We start from the raw sequence: 18,673 nt of genomic DNA, 5'->3' as shown, positions 1-18,673 counted from the left end.
GGAGACCAGCAGTGAACATTCAGACACGACGCACCGTTCTCGTGGCGGCAGCGGTCGTCGCAGCGCTGTCCGGCTGCGCGACCGAATCGTCGCGCACGCTCGACGTGCCGCCCGTCAGCAGCGCGCAGAAGCCGTATGCGGGCAAGCCTGTCGCGATCGCCGTCGGCAAGTTCGACAACCGCTCGAGCTACATGCGCGGCATCTTCTCGGACGGCATCGACCGCCTGGGCGGGCAGGCGAAGACGATCCTCGTCACGCGCCTGCAGCAGAGCCGGCGCTTCAACGTGCTCGATCGCGAGAATCTCGACGAGATCAAGCAGGAAGCCGGCTTCATGAAGAAGGCGCAGGCCGTGAAGGGCGCGAACTACGTAGTGACGGGCGACGTGACCGAGTTCGGCCGCAAGGACGTCGGCGATCACCAGCTGTTCGGCATTCTCGGCCGCGGCAAGACGCAGGTCGCATACGCGAAGGTCAACCTGAACATCGTCGACACGACGACGTCGGAAGTCATCGCATCGAGCCAGGGCGCGGGCGAATTCAGCCTGTCGAACCGCGAAGTGATCGGTTTCGGCGGCACGGCCGGCTACGACTCGACGCTGAACGGCAAGGTACTGGACCTCGCGATCCAGGAAGCCGTGAATCACCTTGTCGACCAGGTCGACGCCGGTGCGCTGAAGGCGGCGCAGTGAGTGCCGCGTGCGCCGGGGCCGGCGCACGGGCCGATCGATTCACCACGACATCAAACGAGACAAGACCATGAAACGGGGTAACTGGCTGCCGGCGACGGCCGCCGCATTGCTGCTCGCCGGTTGCGCGAGCTCCACGCCGCCGCTGTATCAGTGGACGGGCTATCAGCCGCAGGTGTACGAGTACTTCAAGGGGCAGAAGTCGCCGCAGGAACAGATCGACGCGCTCGAAAAGGCGCTGCAGGACATCCGCGGCAAGGGCCATACGCCGCCGCCGGGTTTCCATGCGCATCTGGGGATGCTGTACGCGAGCGTCGGCAACGAGCAGCAGGCCGAGCAGGAATTGCAGGCCGAGAAGCAGCTGTTCCCGGAATCCGCGACCTACATGGATTTCCTGCTGAAGAAGAAAACCGGTGCGCCGAAGGCGGCGGATCCGAAGGCCGCCGCGCAGCAGGGCGCCGGCCAGACGATCGCCGGCCAGAAGAATGCCGATCCGACCTCCGCCAAACAGTGACGCGCCCGCCATGTTCAAGACCCTCTCATTCAAGCTGATGTCCGTGCTGTCGCTCGTCGCGCTGCTGAGCGCGTGCGCGCAGCCGGTGAAACGCCCTGACTACACGGCGTTCAAGAAGAGCCAGCCGCGCTCGATCCTCGTGCTGCCGCCGGTCAACGAAACGTCCGAGGTCGGCGCGACCTACGGGATGCTGTCGCAGATGACGTTGCCGCTCGCCGAATCCGGCTATTACGTCGTGCCGGTCGCGGTGATGGACGAGACCTTCAAGCAGAACGGCCTGACCAACGCGGCCGAGATCCAGGAGACGCCGCCCGCGAAACTGCGCGAAATCTTCGGCGCGGATGCCGCGCTGTACACGAAGGTTTCGCAGTACGGCACCGTATACCGGATCATCGCGAGCGCGACGGTCGTGTCCGCGTCGACCAAGCTCGTCGACCTGCGTACCGGCGACGTGCTGTGGCAAGGCCAGGCCAGCGCGGCCAGCGACGAGGGCGGCAACAACGGCGGCAGCCTGATCGGCATGCTCGTGATGGCCGCGGTCAAGCAGGTTGCGAACACGCTGATGGACCAGAGCCACGACGTAGCGGCGTTCACGAGCGGCCGGCTGCTGACGGCGGGGCCGCCGACCGGCCTGCTGTACGGGCCGCACTCGCCGAAGTACGGCACCGACTGACGCGCGTCGCGCGCGCCATCAACGCAAAACGGCTGCGTCGATGCGCAGCCGTTTTGCATGGATACGGCGCCGGGAAGCCGGCGCACGCGTGACGGTTCAATGCACGCCGAACGCGTCGAGGAGCCGGTACCAGCTCATCGCGAGCACGAGCGCCGGCGTGCGCAATGCCTCGCCGCCCGGGAAGTCGCGATGGCGGATCTTGTCGAACAGGTCGAAGCGGCTCGCCTGTCCATCGATCGCCTCGGCGATCAGCTTGCCTGCGAGCGCGGTCGTGTTCACGCCGTGCCCCGAGAACCCCTGCGCGAAATACATCGTCGGCGCGATGCGGCCGAAGTGCGGCGCGCGATTCATCGTGATGTCGACGAAGCCGCCCCATGCGTAGTCGACCTTCACGTCCGCGAGCTGCGGGAACGTCTTCAACATGTCCGCGCGCATCGCCGCTGCGAGATCGCGCGGCTCCCGCGTCGAATAGCTGACCTTGCCGCCCCACACGAGCCGCGTGTCGGGCGCCGGCCGGAAATAGTCGAGCACGAAGCGGCTGTCGCAGATCGCCGCGCGTGCGGGCATCAGCGCGGCGGCGCGCGCGTCGCCGAGCGGCTCGGTCGCGATCACATACGTGCCGACCGGCATGATCTTCTTCGACAGCGCGGGCGCCAGCGTGCCGACGAAGGTATTGCAGGCGAGCACGACGAAGCGGGCGCGCACGTTGCCGCCGCTCGTCTCGACGACATGGCCGCCCGCGACGTCGCGCACGCGCGTCACGCAGCTGTCCTCGTGAATGCGCACGCCCGCGTCGATCGCCGCGCGGGCGAGGCCGAGCGTGTAGTTGAGCGGATGGAGGTGGCCGCTGTCCGGGTCGTACAGGCCGCCGCAATAGCGCTCGGACTGTACGTAGTCGCCGAGTTCGTCGGCTTCGACGAAGTGGAAGCGGTCGTAGCCGAAGCGCTTCGCGGCTTCGTCGCGCCAGCGTTTCAGCGCGTCGGCATCGCGTTCGGTGTTCGCGGCGGTCAGGTAGCCGGGCACCAGCGCGCAGTCGATGTGGTGCCGTGCGATGCGCGACTTCACGAGCGACAGCGTTTCGAGCCCCATGTCCCAGATGCGCTTCACGTCGCTTTCAGGCATGAATTGCCCGAACGTGTCGATGTCGCATGCAAACCCGCCGATCAACTGGCCGCCGTTGCGGCCGCTCGCCGCCCATCCGACCCGCGACGCTTCGAGCACGGTCACCGAATGGCCGCGCTCGGCGAGGTTGAGCGCGGCGGACAGGCCCGTGAGGCCCGCGCCGATCACGCACACGTCGGCATCGATCGTGCCGGCGAGCGGCGCGTGGCGGGTCGTATCGTTGGCGGTCGCCGCGTAGTAGGACGCGACGTGCGGCTGGTTGGCGAATGTCTGCATGATCAGGAGAACGGAGAAAGTGGGCTCAGAACAGCTCGCGCACGCGGTGGTACAGCATCCCGAGTTCGAGCGCGGGTTGCCGCCATGCGTCGCCGCCGGGGAAGCGCCGGTGACGTATGCGCGCGAACAGGTCGAACGCGCGCGTGTCGCCCGCGATCGCGCCGGCGACCGCGCGTCCGGCGATGCCGGTGAGTGCGACGCCGTGGCCGCTGAAGCCCTGGACGTAGAAGAAGTTCGGGTCGAGTGCGCCGAAATCCGGCGCGCGATTGCGTGTGACGTCGACGAAGCCGCCCCACGCGTGGTCGACGCGCACGTCGTCGAGCTGCGGAAACACGCCGACCATGCGCCGCCGGATCGTTTCGGCGAGCGTGGCGGGCGATGCACCGGCCGAATTCGCGCGGCCGCCGAACAGCATCCGGTGGTCGGCCGACAGCCGGAAATAGTCGAGGAAGAAGTTGTTGTCGCACACGGCTTCGCGCCGCGCGATCAGCGCGTCGGCGCGCGCCTGGCCGAGCGGTTCGGTCGCGATGATGGTCGACGCGACCGGCGCGATGCGCGCGGCCGTCGCGGCTGGCAGCACACCGCCGGGGCCCGCGTTGCAGCACGACACGACGAAGCGGCAGCGCACCTCGCCCGACGGCGTGCGCACGACGGGCCGCGCGCCGCGCACGATGTCGAGCGCCGGCGTATGCGCATACAGCGCGACGCCTTCGCGCCGGGCGGCGTCGGCGAGGCCGAGGCAGTACTTGAGCGGATGCAGGTGGCCCGACAGCGGATCGTAGACCCCTGCGAGATAGCGGGTCGACGCGATGCGCGCGCGGATCTCGCCGGTGTCGAGCCATGACAGCGACGGATGGCCCCAGCGCCGGGTCGCGGCGTCCATCCAGGCGTGCAGGTCGTCGACGCGGCGCGGCTTCGTCGCGACCGTCAGGTAGCCGCGTGTGAAGTCGCAGTCGATCCCGTAGCGCGCGATCCGCTCGGCGATCAGTGCGACGCCGTCGAGCGACAGCGACCACGCGGCACGCGCGCCGTCGGCGCCGAGCTGCCGCTCGATCTCTTCGTCCTTCGCGAAGCCGGTGATCGCCTGGCCGCCATTGCGGCCCGATGCGCCCCAGCCGGGCCGGTGCGCGTCGATCACCGCGACGGACAGCCCGCGAGCGCGGCAGTCGAGCGCGGTCGACAGGCCCGCGAAGCCGGCGCCGATCACGCAGACGTCGACATCGATCGTGGCGTCGAGCCCGGGATCGTCATCCACGGGCCGCACGGCCGTCGCTTCGTAGTACGAGTCTCGCGCGAGCGCATCGGCGCGGCGGGTGAAAGACTGCGTCATGAATCCGACTCCCTCGTTGCAGCCGGCGGCGGCGCGTCGCGCACCGTCATCCGGCCGGTAAAAACGGCGCGGGACGCCGTGCGCGCGGCACGGCGTCCCGCGCGCGCTGCGTCAGAACGAATAGATGAACTGCGTCGCGAGCAGGTCGTTGGACTTGCCGTACGACCCGTCGTTGCGCAGGAACACCTTGTTGTTCGCCCAGTCGTGGCGGTATTCGACCTTCACGGTGATCTGTTGGGTCGGATAGAACAGCAGGTCGAGCGCAACGTCCTGACGGATCGCGCCCTTGCACTCGAAGCCGAGGCCACCGCCGGCCTTCGACGTCGCGAGGCAGTCCGAATCGATGCCGAAGCCATTGTTCGGATCCATCCCGTTGCCGTTCAGTGCGATGCCGCCGCCGCCGCCGCCGTTCTTGCTGTTCACGAGCGCATCGTAGCGCAGCGTCACGCCCATGCGGCCGACCACCGGCGCGTTGAACTTGCGGTGCGCGAGCAGCGACAGGCCGTACCACTGCGCGAGCCCGCCGTTGTACGCCGCATGCTGCTGCTGGCCGTAGTCGAGTTCGGCGTTGTACTGGACGTCGGCGAGCGTATAGGTCGCATCGGCTTCCGCGAAGAAGAACGTGCCATAGCCGCTCGGTGCGTTGGCGCCCGGGCCGTAGTGCACGACGCCGTTCGAATCGATCGAGCTCGAGAGCGTCTGGCGGCCGATGTTGAACGATCCGCCGATGTCGAGCGCGCTCGACCACGTGTAGTCGGCTCGCGCGGTGAAGGTCGGCACCTTGTTGCTGGTCGTGATCGGATCGCCGAGCGCATTGGTGCCCGTCTGCGTGACCGACCCGTACGTGCGGTACTGCTCGTTGCCGACGAAGAACTTCCACGCCCAGTTGCCCTTCGTGTAGTTCGCCCCGGCACCCACGTAGCTGCCCGGATCCGAGAAGTCGTACAGCAGGTTGTGCGTGAGCGTGAGCATCTGGTTCGACTGCTGCACCTCGTAGCCGCCGAAGCTCGGGATCAGGCCGGCGACCAGCGTCGTTTCGGCGGTGATGGGCACGTTGACGACCGCGGTGTTCAGCAGGTTGTCGGTGATCGAGCCGCGCGAGTTCTGCAGCAGCGTGATGCCGTTGCCGCGGTTCGGCATCAGCGTGATTTCCGCCGACGGCGCCATCGGGCCGACGCCGAACGTCTTCTTGATGTCGAGGTACAGGTCGCCGAACGTGCTGTTGAAGTAGTTGTACGCGTTCTCGTGGTTCGCGAACAGGAACGACGACGTGCCGGCCGCGCGGTTGTAGATGTAGGTCGGGTCGATGTAGCCCGTCACCGACAGGCCGGCGAGCGGGCCCGTATTGGCCGCGTCCGTCAGCGAGTCGACCTTCAGCTGCTGGTTCGCGATCTGCTGCTTCATCTCGCCGACCTCGTCGTTGGTCAGCGTGGCCTGCGCCTTGCCGTAGTCCGGCGAGCTCGGATCGACGGCCACGGCGACCGGCGCCGCACCGGCGCCCGCCCCCGCCTTCGTGCCGGCCTGGAGGGGCGCGGCGCCGCCCTTCGCCGACAGCTGCGCCTGCATCGCCTTCATCTGTTTCTGCAACGCCGCGACCTGCGCCTGCAGCGCCTTGATCTCGGCGGATGTCGAACCGGCCAGCGCGATGCCCGGCAACGCGCCGGCCACCAGCAGGCAGATCAGTTTCTTCTTCATTGCGGATTCTCCTTGTCGTGGGCCTGTCAAATCGGAATCGAATCGCGCGCCCCCCCTGGGGCAGCGCATCGTGCTTGTCTGCAGTGCTTGTTATCCTTGAAGCAGGCGGGGCGTCACGCCACCGCGAACGCCGCCTTCATGTCCGCCACGCGGCGCCGTTCGCGCGCGATCATCATCCGGTTCACGACGATCACGCCGATCGTCACCGCCGTGATGAACAGCGTCGCCAGTGCGTTCATCTCCGGGTTCAGCCCCAGCCGCACGCGAGAGAACACCACCAGCGGCAGCGTCGTCGAGCCCGGCCCGGACAGGAACGCCGACAGCACCAGGTCGTCGATCGACAGCGTGAACGACAGCAGCCAGCCCGACAGCAGCGCCTGCGAGATCAGCGGCAGCGTCACCACGAAGAACACCTTCAGCGGCGTCGCACCCAGGTCCAGCGCCGCCTCTTCCAGCGACTTGTTCATCTCCTTCACGCGCGACTGCACGATGATCGCCACGTACGACACGCACAGCATCACGTGACCGATCCAGATCGTCACCATCCCGCGGCCCTTCGGCCAGCCGAACATCTGTTCCAGCGCGACGAACAGCAGCAGCAGCGAGATGCCCTGGATCACTTCCGGAATCACCAGCGGCGCGTTGATCATCCCCGTGTACAGCGTGAAGCCCCTGAAGCGGCCGAAGCGCGCGAGCACGAAGCCCGCCCACGTGCCGATCACGACCGACGCGGTCGCGGTCAGCAGGCCGATCTTCAGCGACAGCCACGCCGCGCTCAGCAGCTCGTCGTCGTCCAGCAGCGCCGCGTACCACTTCAGCGAGAAGCCCGACCACACCGTCACCAGCTTCGACTCGTTGAACGAGTACACGACCAGGCTGATGATCGGGATGTACAGGAACAGGAAGCCGAAGGCGAGGACGCCCGTCGACAGCGGTTTGCTCGGCTTGATCATTTCGCGTCCTCCAGTTCCTTGACCTGGTAGTACTGGAACAGCGCCATCGGCACCAGCAGCAGCATCACCATCGCGACCGTCACCGCGGACGCCATCGGCCAGTCCATGTTGTTGAAGAATTCATCCCACATCACGCGGCCGATCATCAGCGTGTCGGCGCCGCCGAGCAGCTCCGGAATCACGTACTCGCCCACCGCCGGGATGAACACCAGCAGGCTGCCGGCGATGATCCCGTTCTTCGACAGCGGCAGCGTGATGCGCGTGAACGCGACCCACGGTTTCGCGCCGAGGTCGTACGCGGCTTCGAGCAGTGTCAGGTCCATCTTCACCAGGTGTGCGTACAGCGGCATCACCATGAACGGCAGGTACGAATAGACCATCCCGATGTAGACGCCCGCGTCGCTGTGATACAGCCGCAGCGGTGTGTGGATGATGCCGAGCGCGATCAGCGTGTGGTTCAGCAGGCCGTCGTCCTTCAGGATGCCGATCCATGCGTACACGCGGATCAGGAACGACGTCCAGAACGGCAGCATCACGGCCATCATCAGCACGTTGCGGCGATTCGGTTCCGAGCGCGCGATGTAGTACGCCATCGGATAGCCGATCAGCAGGCACAGCACTGTCGACACGGCGGCCATCTTCAGCGAGCTAAGGTAGGTCGCGATGTACAGGTCGTCCTGCAGCAGGAACGCGTAGTGCGACAGCTGTAACGCGAAGTGCACGACGCCGTCCTTGATCTCGACGAGCGACGTGTACGGCGGAATGCCCATCACCTGGTCGGCGAAGCTGATCTTCAGCACCAGCACGAACGGCAGCGCGAAGAATACGGCGAGCCACATGAACGGCACGCCGATCGCGACGCTGCGACCCGACGGCAACAAGCGCGACAGCGCGGCGAAGCGGCCCGGGCGGGCGCGGCCGGCGCCGGCGCCCGCGGCGCCGGCAGACACCGGCGCGGAAGGCGTGGAAGCGGAGGTTCTCATTATGGCGTCCTCACTGCGTCAGCACGACGCCGCTGGCCGGCGACCACGACACGAACACGTCGTCGTTCCACGCCGGCGCACCGTCGTTCATCAGGTGCGAGCTCGACAGGTTCGACACCACCGTCTTGCCGCTCGGCAGGCGCACGTGATACAGCGAGTAGCTGCCCATGTACGCGATGTCGGTCACGACGCCGCGCGCCCAGTTGTGTTTCGAACCCGGCTTCTCGCGCGACACGTGCACGCGCTCCGGGCGCACCGAGATGCCCACCGGCATCCCGAGCGGGCCCGTCACGCCGTGGCTCACGTACATGCGCGCCTCGAGGTCGTCGCTCTCGACGAAGATGTGATCGGGCTCGTCCTCGACCACGCGCCCCTCGAACAGGTTGGTCGAGCCGATGAATTCGGCCGAGAAGCGGCTGTTCGGGTATTCGTAGACTTCGCCGGGCGAGCCGATCTGCACGATCTTGCCTTCGCTCATCACCGCGAGGCGGCTCGCCATCGTCATCGCCTCTTCCTGGTCGTGCGTGACCATCACGCAGGTCACGTCGACCTTCTCGATGATGTTCACGAGTTCGAGCTGGGTCTTCTGGCGGATCTTCTTGTCGAGCGCGGACATCGGCTCGTCGAGCAGCAGCAGCTTCGGGCGCTTGACCAGCGAGCGGGCCAGCGCGACGCGCTGCTGCTGGCCGCCGGAGAGCTGGTGCGGCTTGCGCTTCGCGTACTTGCTCATCTGCACGAGCGCGAGCGCGTCGGCCACGCGCTCCTTGATCTCGTTTTTCGGCGTGCCTTCCTGCTTCAGGCCGAACGCGACGTTCGATTCGACCGTCATGTGCGGGAACAGCGCGTACGACTGGAACATCATGTTCACCGGGCGGCGGTACGGCGGCAGCGCGGCGAGATCCTCGCCGTCGACGAAGATCTTGCCGGAGGTGGCCGTTTCCAGCCCGGCGAGCATGCGCAGCAGCGTCGACTTGCCGCAGCCCGAGCTGCCGAGCAGCGCGAACAGTTCGTTTTTCGCGATCGTCAGGTTCACGTTGTCGACGGCCGTGCTGTCGCCGAATTTCTTCACGACGTTCTCGATGCGCACGAAGGCGTCGTTTTGCGTACGGGCCGCGGAGGCCGGTTGGGTCTGTCGTGCAGCAGCGGAAGGGGGTATCGATTGCATGGGATTCACCATTCGTTCTTCACGGATTGCAGGCGTGAGCGTCCCCGCGCGAGGCGCAAATGCGACTCACGGACGACGGCTCGTGCCGGATGGAACAGTGCGCGCGACGCGCGCGGGCGGACGGAGGTCCGCGGATCTCAGGCGGGCAGGCGTCGAGCGATGCCTGCGCCGCCGGAATGCAGGGCGATCAGTGGCCGGTCTTCAATTGCGCCCACAGGCGGTTCTGGAGGCGCAGGATGTCGGCCGGCATCGGCTTCATCAGCACCATCTTCTTCAGCACGTCTTCGGGCGGGTAGACGGTCGGGTCCTGCGCGACGGACGGCGTGACGAACTGGTGCGCGGCCTTGTTCGCGGTCGGGTAGAACACCGTGTTGGTGATCGCCGCGTTGACCTTCGGATCGGAAATGTAGTTGATCCACTTCAGCGCGGCCTCGGGGTGCGGTGCATCCTTCGGGATCACCATCACGTCGAACCACAGCAGGCCGCCTTCCTTCGGGTTCGAGAACTTGATGTCGTACGAACGCTTCGCTTCGGCCGAGCGGCGATGCGCGATGCCGACGTCGCCCGACCAGCCGAGCGCGACGCACACGTCGTTGTTCGCGAGGTCGTTGATGTAGCCGGACGAGTTGAACTGGGTGATGTACGGGCGGACTTTCTTCAGGACTTCGAATGCAGCCTGGTAGTCGCCGGGGTTCTTGCTGTTCGGATCCTTGCCCATGTACTGCAGCGTGGCGGCGAACACGTCGACGGCCTGGTCGAGGAACGACACGCCGCAGCCCTTCAGCTTCTCCATGTTCGCCGGGTCGAATACCAGCGCCCAGCTGTCGACCGGCGCCTTGTCGCCGAGCGCCTTCTTCACCGCCTGCGCGTTGTAGCCGATGCCGTCCGTGCCGTAGGCCCAGGGCACGCCGTACTGGTTGCCCGGATCGGCATCCGAGATCATCTTCATCAGCAGCGGGTCGAGGTTCGCGAGGTTCGGCAGCTTCGACTTGTCGAGCTTCTGGTACACGCCGGCCTGGATCTGCTTGGCCATGTAGTTCGACGTCGGCACGACGATGTCGTAGCCCGAACTGCCGGCAAGCAGCTTCGCCTGAAGCGTGTCGTCGCTGTCGTAGTTGTCGTACTTGACGTGGATGCCCGTCTGCTTCTGGAAGTTCGGGATCGTGTCCGGTGCGATGTAGTCGGACCAGTTGTAGACATTCAGCTCTTCGGCATGCGCCGACGGGCTGGCGACCGACGTGAATGCTGCCGCGGCGGCAAGGGCGGCAACGGAGCAGGCTTGGCGAAGAAAGCAGGCACGCATGGTGGAGTTCCCCTGGTTATGGCGACGTGCGGCGCCCGCCGCACGCCTGTAGGCAAAACCGTTACGAAATACCCAATTGCTGGGCGGTTGCATCGACTGCTTTTTTCGCCTTCGATACGAGTTCATCAATTTCCGGACGCGAGATCACGAGCGGCGGCGACAGCAGCATCCGGTCGCCGGTCGCACGCATGATCAGGTTGCCGTTGAAGCAGAAGTCGCGGCAGATCGTGCCGACGTCGCCGCCGTTCGCGAAGCGGCGGCGTTCGGCCGGCGCCTCGGCGAGTTGCAGGCTCGCGACGAGGCCGTGGCCGTGCACTTCGCCGACGATCGGGTGACGCGCGAAGGTTTCGCGCATCAGCGCCTGGAAGTACGGGCCCGTGTCGTTCTTCACGCGCTCGACGATCCCTTCGTCGCGCAGCAGCTTCAGGTTCGCGACCGCGACGGCCGCTGCCACCGGGTGGCCCGAGTACGTGAGGCCGTGGTTGAATTCGCCGTTGTCGATGATCGGTCGCGCCACGCGCTCGTGAATGCCGACGGCGCCCATCGGCACGTAGCCCGACGTGAGGCCCTTCGCCATCGTGATCAGATCGGGCTCGAAGCCGAAATGCTGGTGTGCGAACCATTCGCCGGTGCGGCCGAAGCCGCCGATCACTTCGTCGGCCACCAGCAAGATGTCGTACTTGCGGCAGATCCGCTGGATTTCCGGCCAGTACGTCGATGGCGGGAAGATCACGCCGCCCGCGCCCTGGAACGGCTCGCCGATGAACGCGGCGACGTTCTCCGCGCCGAGTTCGAGGATCTTCGCTTCGAGCTGCTGCGCGCGGGCCAGGCCGAACGCTTCCGGCGTTTCACCGGCCGCTGCCTCGCCGAAGAAATACGGCTGGTCGATATGCACGATGTGCTCGACCTTCGACGGCATCTGCTCGTGCATGTAGCCCATCCCGCCGAGCGTGCCGCCGGCGATCGTCGAGCCGTGATAGCCGTTCTTGCGCGAGATCACATATTTCTTCTGCGGCTGGCCCTGCACGCGCCAGTACTGATGCACGAGGCGCAGCACGGTATCGTTGCCTTCCGAGCCGCTGTTGCAATAGAAGAAGTGGTTGAAGCCGGCGGGCGTGACTTCCGCGAGCATCGCGGAAAGCTCGATCACCGGCGGGTGCGTCGTCTTGAAGAACGTGTTGTAGAACGGCAGTTCCTGCAACTGGCGATACGCGGCATCGGCGAGTTCCTTGCGGCCGTAGCCGACGTTCACGCACCAGAGGCCGGCCATCCCGTCGATGATCTTGTTGCCGTCTGAGTCCCACAGGTAGACGCCATCGGCCTTCACGATCACGCGGCTGCCCGCGCGGTTCAGCGCGCCCATGTCGGAGAACGGGTGAATGTGGTGCGCGGCATCGAGCGCGCGGTATTCGGCGGTCGTACGCGCCTGCGTCGCGCGGGGCGCTGCGGCCGTGGCGCTCGGCGCGGCCGGCTGGATCCAGGCAGAGTCGTTGCGGTAAGTCATGTTTCCTCCGTGATTCCGTATTCGGTTGTGTGCACGCTCAGACGTGCAGCAGCAGATGGCGGCGTTCCCACGAGCTGATCACGCGGAAGAACGCTTCGTATTCGGTTTCCTTCAGCGCGAAATACGCCTTCAGGAACTTGTGGCCGAGGATCTCGCCGAGCGGCTCGCAGGCGGCCATCAGCGTCAGCCCTTCCTCGAGGTTGCGCGGCAACTGGTACGGCAGTTCGTAGCCGTCGCTGACGAGCGGCTCGGTCGGCTCCAGGCGCTGCGTCATGCCGAGATAGCCGGCCGCGAGCGTCGCGGCGAGCGCGAGGTACGGGTTGCAGTCGACGCCCGGAATGCGGTTCTCGATCCGGCGCGCGGACGGGCCCGAGTGCGGGATGCGGAAGCCGACCGTACGGTTGTCGTAGCCCCACTGCACGTTGATCGGCGCGGCCATGAAGCGCGACAGGCGGCGATACGAGTTGATGTACGGCGCGAAGATCGGCATCAGTGCCGGCGTGTACTTCTGCAGCCCCGCGAGGTAGTTGTAGAACATCGACGTCGCGCCGCCGGTTTCCGGCGACGTGAACAGGTTCTGGCCCGTTTCCTCGTCGACGATGCTCTGGTGCACGTGCATCGCCGAACCCGGCTCGTCTTCCATCGGCTTGGCCATGAACGTCGCGTACATGTTGTGACGCAGCGCGGCCTCGCGCACGGTGCGCTTGAACAGGAACACCTGGTCGGCCAGCGACAGCGCGTCGCCGTGCATGAAGTTGATCTCCATCTGCGCGGCGCCGACCTCGTGGATCAGCGTGTCGATGTCGAGGTTCTGTGCTTCGCAGTACTCGTAGATGTCCTCGAACAGCGGATCGAACTCGTTGACGGCCTCGATCGAATACGACTGGCGGCCCGTTTCGGGGCGGCCCGTGCGGCCGACCGGCGGGCGCAGCGGCAGGTCGGGGTCCTTGTTCATGTCGACCAGGTAAAACTCGAGCTCCGGTGCGACGACGGGCTTCCAGCCCTTCGCCTTGTACAGCTCGAGCACGCGGCGCAGCACGTAGCGCGGCGAGATCTCGACCGGCGAGCCGTCGAAGTGCACGCAGTCGTGGATCACCTGAGCGGTCGGGTCGACGGCCCACGGGATCAGGCGGATCGTCGACTCGTCGGGCACGCACACCATGTCGGGGTCGGTCACGCCGGTCAGCGAGCCGTCTTCCGGATATTCGCCGGTGACGGTCTGCACCATCACGGCCTGCGGCAGCCGCATCGATTCGCCGGACGTGAACTTGTTGCGCGGCGTGATCTTGCCGCGCGCGATGCCGGCCATGTCGGGAATGATCGCCTCGACTTCGGTGATCCGGTGTTGCTTCAGAAAACTTTCGATGTCTTGCATGTCTGTTCTCGTTGGTTTGGTCGGCGCGCTCAGGCGAGCGCGGCGGCGGCCATGGCACGCGTGCGGGCAGCGCGGCGGGCGCGGCAGGCATCGCCGAAGGCGCGGAAGATCGCGCTCGACAGCGGGTCCTGCGCATGGCGCCATTCCGGATGCCACTGCACGGCGAGGGCGAAAGCCGGTGCATCGACGACGCTCACGGCTTCGATCAGCCCGTCCGGCGCGACGGCCTCGACGGCGAGGCCGGCGCCGAGCTGGGCGATGCCCTGCTTGTGCAGCGAGTTCACCTGCACGTCGTCGCGGCCGCCGGCGAGCGCGTGCAGCTTGCCGCCGGGCGTCAGGCGCACGACGTGCGCGGGGCCGTATTGCGTGTCCATCGGCGCATCGTCGTCCTCGCGGTGATCGGCGAGGCCCGGCACTTCATGCACGCGCTGGTGCAGCGTGCCGCCGCAGGCGACGTTCAGTTCCTGGAAGCCGCGGCAGACGGCCAGCACGGGCACGCCCGCGGCGATCGCCGCGCGCAGCAGCGGCAGCGTGGTCGCGTCGCGGGCCGGGTCGTGCTTCGTGCCCGGTGCGCTCGGTTCGCCGCCGTACAGGTGTGGCTCGACGTTCGAGTAGCTGCCGGTAAACAGCAGGCCGTCGACCGCGTCGAGTACGTCGTCGACCGACTGGCGCTCGCCGAGCGCGGGCAGCACCATGGCGAACGCCTGCGCGCCGTCGACGATCGCGGCGACATACTTGTCGCCGACCGTGTGCGATGCGTGTGCGCCGATTTGCGTGTGGTCGGCGGTGAGGCCGACGAGGGGTTTCCTTCTATCCATGACGTCAATCAGTTATCCGGAGGGTTGTTGCGTCTTGCTTGCCGGATGGGGCGAAACGCCGGCGTGCAACAGCCCCGCAGCCTTGCGTGAGACGCAGGGCCGCTGGTGAATGGGCGCAACGGGATGGCGTGGCGATCCGCGCTGCGCGCGACGATCAGGCCGTCGTTCGTTTCATTGCGAGACGCGACGCGGCAACGAATGCGCGAACGCGTTCCGTCACCGCACGGACGATGCGGTTGACGAATCAGCAGACGAAACGAACGACGTAAAGAAGGGAGAGGCGCTACGGCAACAGCGACGCCACTTCGTCCGTATCGACGGCGACGAATGCGCGTGCGGAAACGGCGTTGTGACGCCGAACGGAACGACGGGACAGGATGGTGTAGATCGACAGGTGAAGCAGGCGAGGACTATGCCAGCCGCAACTGCCGTCGTCGGAAGCGGACGCCGCGCTGCGCAAACTTCGCACATCGCCTCGATCCCACCTCACCAGAGGGCCACGGACTCTCACGATTACACTCGACTGGGTTGTTGAAAGTATTGAACACCTGACCGTTTCGACGCGCTGGGCGTTTAAAATAATCGAGGTGCCGGTTACACGTTATTTACATTGATGGGCATCAATTTTTGCGTTGCAATAACGTTTTTTGCTGCCCATGAAAGCGTGATGACGCTAACCTGAGAGCCAGCATATACGAGCCAAAAACGGCGTCAAATGTTTTTTAACGGTGCTGCATCAGGGCTTTCCCGAGCAGTGCGAACAAAAGATTCGCAAACGGAATAATGTGCGAGGTGTTCATTATTTCGAACGCCTTTCAGGGTTTTCCCCGCTAATGCTCGGCATAAAGTGATTAGAATATTCAACGGCTGTCCACCGCGTCGTTTCACTTTGCCATCGCACTTACCGTGTCCGAAACCGAATCGATGTCCACCGAAGTCGCCGAGCGCCTGCGTTTCGTGCGCAACAAGCAAGGCCTGTCGCAGCGCGAACTCGCGAAGCGGGCCGGCGTGACCAACGGCACGATCTCGCTGATCGAACAGGGCCGCGTGAGCCCGTCGGTCGGCTCGCTGAAGAAGCTGCTCGAATGCATCCCGATGAGTCTCGCGGAGTTCTTCACGTTCGAGCTCGTCGAATCGCGTTCGGTCGTGTCGCGTCGCGACGAGATGCCGAACCTCGGCAACGACACGCTCGCGTTTCACCTGGTCGGCGCGAGCATGAAGGACCGCAATATGTGCATCCTGCGCGAGGTCTACCAGCCGCAGGCCGACACAGGGCCCGAGATGCTCGTGCACGCAGGGCACGAGGGCGGGGTCGTCGTGTCGGGCCGGCTCGAGCTGACCGTCGACGGCGCGACATGGCTGCTCGACCCCGGAGACGGCTACTACTTCGAAAGCCGTTTGCCGCACCGTTTTCGCAATCCCAGCGCGGAACAGATCTGCGAGGTCGTCTCGGCCAATTCGCCGGCGACCTTCTGACCTTCGCACCGCGCGTCACTGCATTCGCTGCCGGCCGGCTGCGCGTCATGCGCAGCGGCGTGCCGCATCGCGAATGCCAAAAAACTGAGGCATCCTGATGAACAAGTTGACTTTGGCTGACTGGCAGGACAAGGCGGCGTCGCTCAAGATCGAAGGGCGCGCATTCATCGACGGCGCATCGCGCGATGCGCACGGCGGCAAGACGTTCGACTGCGTGAGCCCGATCGACGGCCGCGTGCTCGCGAAGGTCGCCGATTGCGGCGAAGCCGACGTGAACGCGGCCGTCGCCGCCGCGCGCCGCGCGTTCGACGCGGGCGTGTGGGCGGGGCTGAACCCGCGTGCGCGCAAGGCCGTGCTGCTGCGCTGGGCCGCGCTGATGCGCGAGCATCTCGACGAGCTGTCGCTGCTCGAGACGCTCGACGCCGGCAAGCCGATCGGCGACACGACGACGGTCGACGTGCCGGGCGCCGCGTACTGCGTCGAATGGTTCGCGGAAGCGATCGACAAGGTCGGCGGCGAGGTCGCGCCGGCCGATCATCATCTTGTCGGTCTCGTCACGCGCGAGCCGGTCGGCGTGGTGGCGGCGGTCGTGCCGTGGAACTTCCCGATCCTGATGGCCGCGTGGAAATTCGGGCCGGCGCTCGCGGCCGGCAACAGCGTGGTGCTGAAGCCGTCGGAGAAATCGCCGTTGACCGCGATCCGTGTCGCGCAGCTCGCGCACGAGGCCGGCATTCCGGCCGGCGTGTTCAACGTCGTGCCGGGCGCGGGCGAGCCGGGCAAGCTGCTCGCGCTGCATCGCGACGTCGACTGCATCGCGTTCACGGGCTCGACGGCGGTCGGCAAGCTGATCATGCAATACGCCGCGCAGTCGAACCTGAAGCGCGCGTGGCTCGAACTCGGCGGCAAGTCGCCGAACATCGTGCTGCCCGATTGTCCCGATCTCGACCGCGCGGCGCAGGCCGCCGCCGGCGCGATCTTCTACAACATGGGCGAGATGTGCACGGCGGGTTCGCGGCTGCTCGTGCATGGCGACATCAAGGACGCGTTCATCGAGAAACTCGTCGCGGCCGCGCGCGCATACGTGCCCGGCAACCCGCTCGATCCGTCGGTGTCGATGGGCGCGATCGTCGACGGCATCCAGCTCGAGCGCGTGCTCGGCTATATCGAGGCCGGGCGCGGCGAAGGCAGGCTCGTCACGGGCGGGGCGCGCGTGAAGGAGGAAACGGGCGGCTTCTACGTGGAGCCGACGGTGTTCGAGGTGAAGCCCGATGCGAGGATCGCGCGTGAGGAGATCTTCGGGCCCGTGCTGTCGGTGATCGTGTTCGACGACGTCGACGAGGCCGTGCGGATCGCGAACGACACCGAATACGGGTTGGCCGCGGCCGTGTGGACATCGAACCTGACGACCGCGCACGACGTGTCGCGCCGGCTGCGTGCGGGCACCGTCTGGGTGAACTGCTACGACGAGGGCGGCGACATGAACTTCCCGTTCGGCGGCTACAAGCAGTCGGGCAACGGCCGCGACAAGTCGCTGCACGCGCTCGAGAAGTACACCGAGCTGAAGTCGACGCTGATCAGGCTGCGCTGACGCGAAATCGGCCGCGGGCGCAGCGCCGTACGGCGGTGTGCCCGCGGGTCGCGGTGCGTGTGCGTTATGCGGCGCGCAGCGCGGGGTGGAAGCCGGCGGCTTCGATGATCGACTGCACGCGCTGCGCGCCTTGTGCCGATTCGACCTTGACGATCTTCGCCGCGACGTCGATGTCGAGCTTCGCGGCGGGATCGGCGGCCGTCACCGCGCGCGTGATGGCGTTGGCGCAGCCGCCGCAGGTCATGTCCTGGACTTCGAATTCCATCGTGTTCTCCTGGGTTGACGATTGACAAGCATCGACAGCATGAAGCTTGCCACGGTGGGAAGGTCAAGCGCCGTCATGTGTGCTCGTGCGGTTGCGGGATGAGCGATCGGGCGGCGCGGTGCCGGGCAGGCAGCGGGCGGGCCGCATGCCGCCGTGCGAACGGGTGAGAAGGGGCGGCAGGCGGGCCGGGCGGCCGAGGGCGGTCAGCGGTGGCTGTCGATCCAGGCGCGAGCCCATTCGAGCCCCGCTTCACGTGCGTCGTCCTCGGTGTCGAACACGCCGAGTACGCCGGATGCCTCGACCAGCTTGTTGTTCTGCGTGATCGTGCCGCTTGCCGCGAAGCGCTCGGGCTGCAGGATTTCGTCCTGCTGCAGGATCGCGTGGCCCCAGATCTGGTAGCCGTGGTAGGTTTGCGCTTCCATTATCGAGTCACCTCCGCGGAGCGGCCGTGCGTGCCGACCTGCAGCACGTTGCCGTCCGGCGTGTATTGCCGCGGGATGTTGGAGTCATTCAGGGCGTGCTGCGCATCGGGCGCAGCCGGCTGCATCACCGTCAGGCGTCCCGGCGCGGGCTGCGCGACGGGGCGCGGAGCGGCCGGCCTCTCGGCGGCGGTCGCGGGCGAACGATGCGAACCGGTTTTCACGGCCTGCGCGACGCGGCGCTTGTGCGGCTTCACCGCGGCTTTGGGCGTGGCATTCGCGTGCTTCTCCGCGCTCTTGACGGCGCGCGCGTCGGCGCCCGTGTGCGCGGCCGGGGTACGGGCTTCCGGCGCGTGGGCCGCCGGCTGCCGCGCCTCGGGCGGGTTCCAGACCTCGACGTAATGCTCGGCGGCCCAGCCCGTCGACGCGAACGTCAGCGCCAGCACACCGCATCCAATCAGTCTTACCATTGTCTCTCCGTCATATTCCTTGCGACCCGCGTTCGGCCGGCCGTGCATGCGCATTCGG

Annotated in this window: 19 protein-coding genes; 5 read left to right on the top strand and 14 right to left on the bottom strand. The window is 66.5% G+C overall.

What is annotated here, in order from left to right; translation table 11 throughout:
• Positions 1-11 precede the first annotated feature (11 nt).
• The 3 genes from LGN17_RS21560 to LGN17_RS21550 all read left to right on the top strand — a co-directional run bounded on the left by LGN17_RS21560 (position 12) and on the right by LGN17_RS21550 (position 1,873).
• A complete protein-coding gene (locus LGN17_RS21560; RefSeq protein ID WP_175951328.1) occupies positions 12-689 on the top strand; it encodes a CsgG/HfaB family protein in 678 nt (225 codons plus the stop codon).
• Between the two features lie 67 nt (positions 690-756).
• Entirely contained in the window at positions 757-1,200 is a 444-nt protein-coding gene (locus tag LGN17_RS21555; protein WP_226198582.1) for a DUF4810 domain-containing protein, read from the top strand.
• Between the two features lie 10 nt (positions 1,201-1,210).
• Entirely contained in the window at positions 1,211-1,873 is a 663-nt protein-coding gene (locus tag LGN17_RS21550) for a DUF799 domain-containing protein (RefSeq protein ID WP_175970987.1), read from the top strand.
• A gap of 96 nt (positions 1,874-1,969) precedes the next feature.
• Here the strand turns inward: LGN17_RS21550 and LGN17_RS21545 are convergent, their stop codons facing one another.
• The 11 genes from LGN17_RS21545 to LGN17_RS21495 form a co-directional block, all read right to left on the bottom strand.
• Positions 1,970-3,271 (bottom strand): NAD(P)/FAD-dependent oxidoreductase, encoded by a 1,302-nt coding sequence (locus LGN17_RS21545; protein WP_226198581.1) that lies wholly within the window; start codon positions 3,269-3,271, stop codon positions 1,970-1,972.
• A 25-nt stretch (positions 3,272-3,296) separates the two neighbouring features.
• Positions 3,297-4,601, bottom strand: coding sequence for an NAD(P)/FAD-dependent oxidoreductase (locus LGN17_RS21540; protein WP_226198580.1), 1,305 nt, complete (start codon positions 4,599-4,601; stop codon positions 3,297-3,299).
• Positions 4,602-4,712: 111 nt separating this feature from the next.
• Positions 4,713-6,296, bottom strand: a complete 1,584-nt coding sequence (locus LGN17_RS21535; RefSeq protein WP_226198579.1) for a DUF3138 family protein — start codon at positions 6,294-6,296, stop codon at positions 4,713-4,715.
• Between the two features lie 113 nt (positions 6,297-6,409).
• Positions 6,410-7,249 (bottom strand): ABC transporter permease subunit, encoded by an 840-nt coding sequence (locus tag LGN17_RS21530; protein ID WP_226198578.1) that lies wholly within the window; start codon positions 7,247-7,249, stop codon positions 6,410-6,412.
• Positions 7,246-8,232, bottom strand: a complete 987-nt coding sequence (locus LGN17_RS21525; protein WP_226198577.1) for an ABC transporter permease subunit — start codon at positions 8,230-8,232, stop codon at positions 7,246-7,248. The genes LGN17_RS21530 and LGN17_RS21525 overlap by 4 nt, the downstream gene beginning before the upstream one ends.
• A gap of 10 nt (positions 8,233-8,242) precedes the next feature.
• Entirely contained in the window at positions 8,243-9,397 is a 1,155-nt protein-coding gene (locus tag LGN17_RS21520) for an ABC transporter ATP-binding protein (RefSeq protein ID WP_226198576.1), read from the bottom strand.
• Positions 9,398-9,584: 187 nt separating this feature from the next.
• Entirely contained in the window at positions 9,585-10,700 is a 1,116-nt protein-coding gene (locus LGN17_RS21515; protein WP_226198575.1) for a polyamine ABC transporter substrate-binding protein, read from the bottom strand.
• Between the two features lie 61 nt (positions 10,701-10,761).
• Complete coding sequence (locus LGN17_RS21510; protein ID WP_226198574.1) at positions 10,762-12,204, bottom strand: aspartate aminotransferase family protein; 1,443 nt, start codon at positions 12,202-12,204, stop codon at positions 10,762-10,764.
• A gap of 37 nt (positions 12,205-12,241) precedes the next feature.
• On the bottom strand, positions 12,242-13,579 hold the full coding sequence (locus tag LGN17_RS21505; RefSeq protein ID WP_175951338.1) for a glutamine synthetase family protein: 1,338 nt from the start codon (positions 13,577-13,579) through the stop codon (positions 12,242-12,244).
• A gap of 29 nt (positions 13,580-13,608) precedes the next feature.
• The gene (locus LGN17_RS21500; protein WP_226198573.1) at positions 13,609-14,397 is read right to left on the bottom strand and encodes a gamma-glutamyl-gamma-aminobutyrate hydrolase family protein; all 789 of its coding nucleotides are present in this window, start codon (positions 14,395-14,397) and stop codon (positions 13,609-13,611) included.
• A gap of 283 nt (positions 14,398-14,680) precedes the next feature.
• The gene (locus tag LGN17_RS21495) at positions 14,681-14,866 is read right to left on the bottom strand and encodes a hypothetical protein (RefSeq protein ID WP_043184603.1); all 186 of its coding nucleotides are present in this window, start codon (positions 14,864-14,866) and stop codon (positions 14,681-14,683) included.
• A 455-nt stretch (positions 14,867-15,321) separates the two neighbouring features.
• Between LGN17_RS21495 and LGN17_RS21490 the strand changes: the two genes are divergently transcribed.
• Positions 15,322-15,873: a cupin domain-containing protein gene (locus LGN17_RS21490; RefSeq protein ID WP_226198572.1), complete on the top strand. Its 552-nt coding sequence runs from the start codon at positions 15,322-15,324 to the stop codon at positions 15,871-15,873.
• A gap of 97 nt (positions 15,874-15,970) precedes the next feature.
• The gene (locus LGN17_RS21485) at positions 15,971-17,461 is read left to right on the top strand and encodes an aldehyde dehydrogenase (protein ID WP_226198571.1); all 1,491 of its coding nucleotides are present in this window, start codon (positions 15,971-15,973) and stop codon (positions 17,459-17,461) included.
• A 64-nt stretch (positions 17,462-17,525) separates the two neighbouring features.
• On the opposite strand, the gene LGN17_RS21480 is transcribed toward LGN17_RS21485, so the two are convergent.
• The 3 genes from LGN17_RS21480 to LGN17_RS21470 form a co-directional block, all read right to left on the bottom strand.
• Complete coding sequence (locus LGN17_RS21480; protein WP_113194742.1) at positions 17,526-17,726, bottom strand: heavy-metal-associated domain-containing protein; 201 nt, start codon at positions 17,724-17,726, stop codon at positions 17,526-17,528.
• Positions 17,727-17,929: 203 nt separating this feature from the next.
• Entirely contained in the window at positions 17,930-18,148 is a 219-nt protein-coding gene (locus tag LGN17_RS21475; protein WP_021162109.1) for a hypothetical protein, read from the bottom strand.
• On the bottom strand, positions 18,148-18,615 hold the full coding sequence (locus LGN17_RS21470) for a hypothetical protein (RefSeq protein WP_226198570.1): 468 nt from the start codon (positions 18,613-18,615) through the stop codon (positions 18,148-18,150). The genes LGN17_RS21475 and LGN17_RS21470 overlap by 1 nt, the downstream gene beginning before the upstream one ends.
• Positions 18,616-18,673: the final 58 nt, after the last annotated feature.

Source organism: Burkholderia sp. AU30280, from assembly GCF_020420125.1.
GTDB lineage: Bacteria > Pseudomonadota > Gammaproteobacteria > Burkholderiales > Burkholderiaceae > Burkholderia.
Note: the sequence above shows the minus strand (reverse complement) of the source record. Positions and strands in the feature narration are given on the sequence as shown.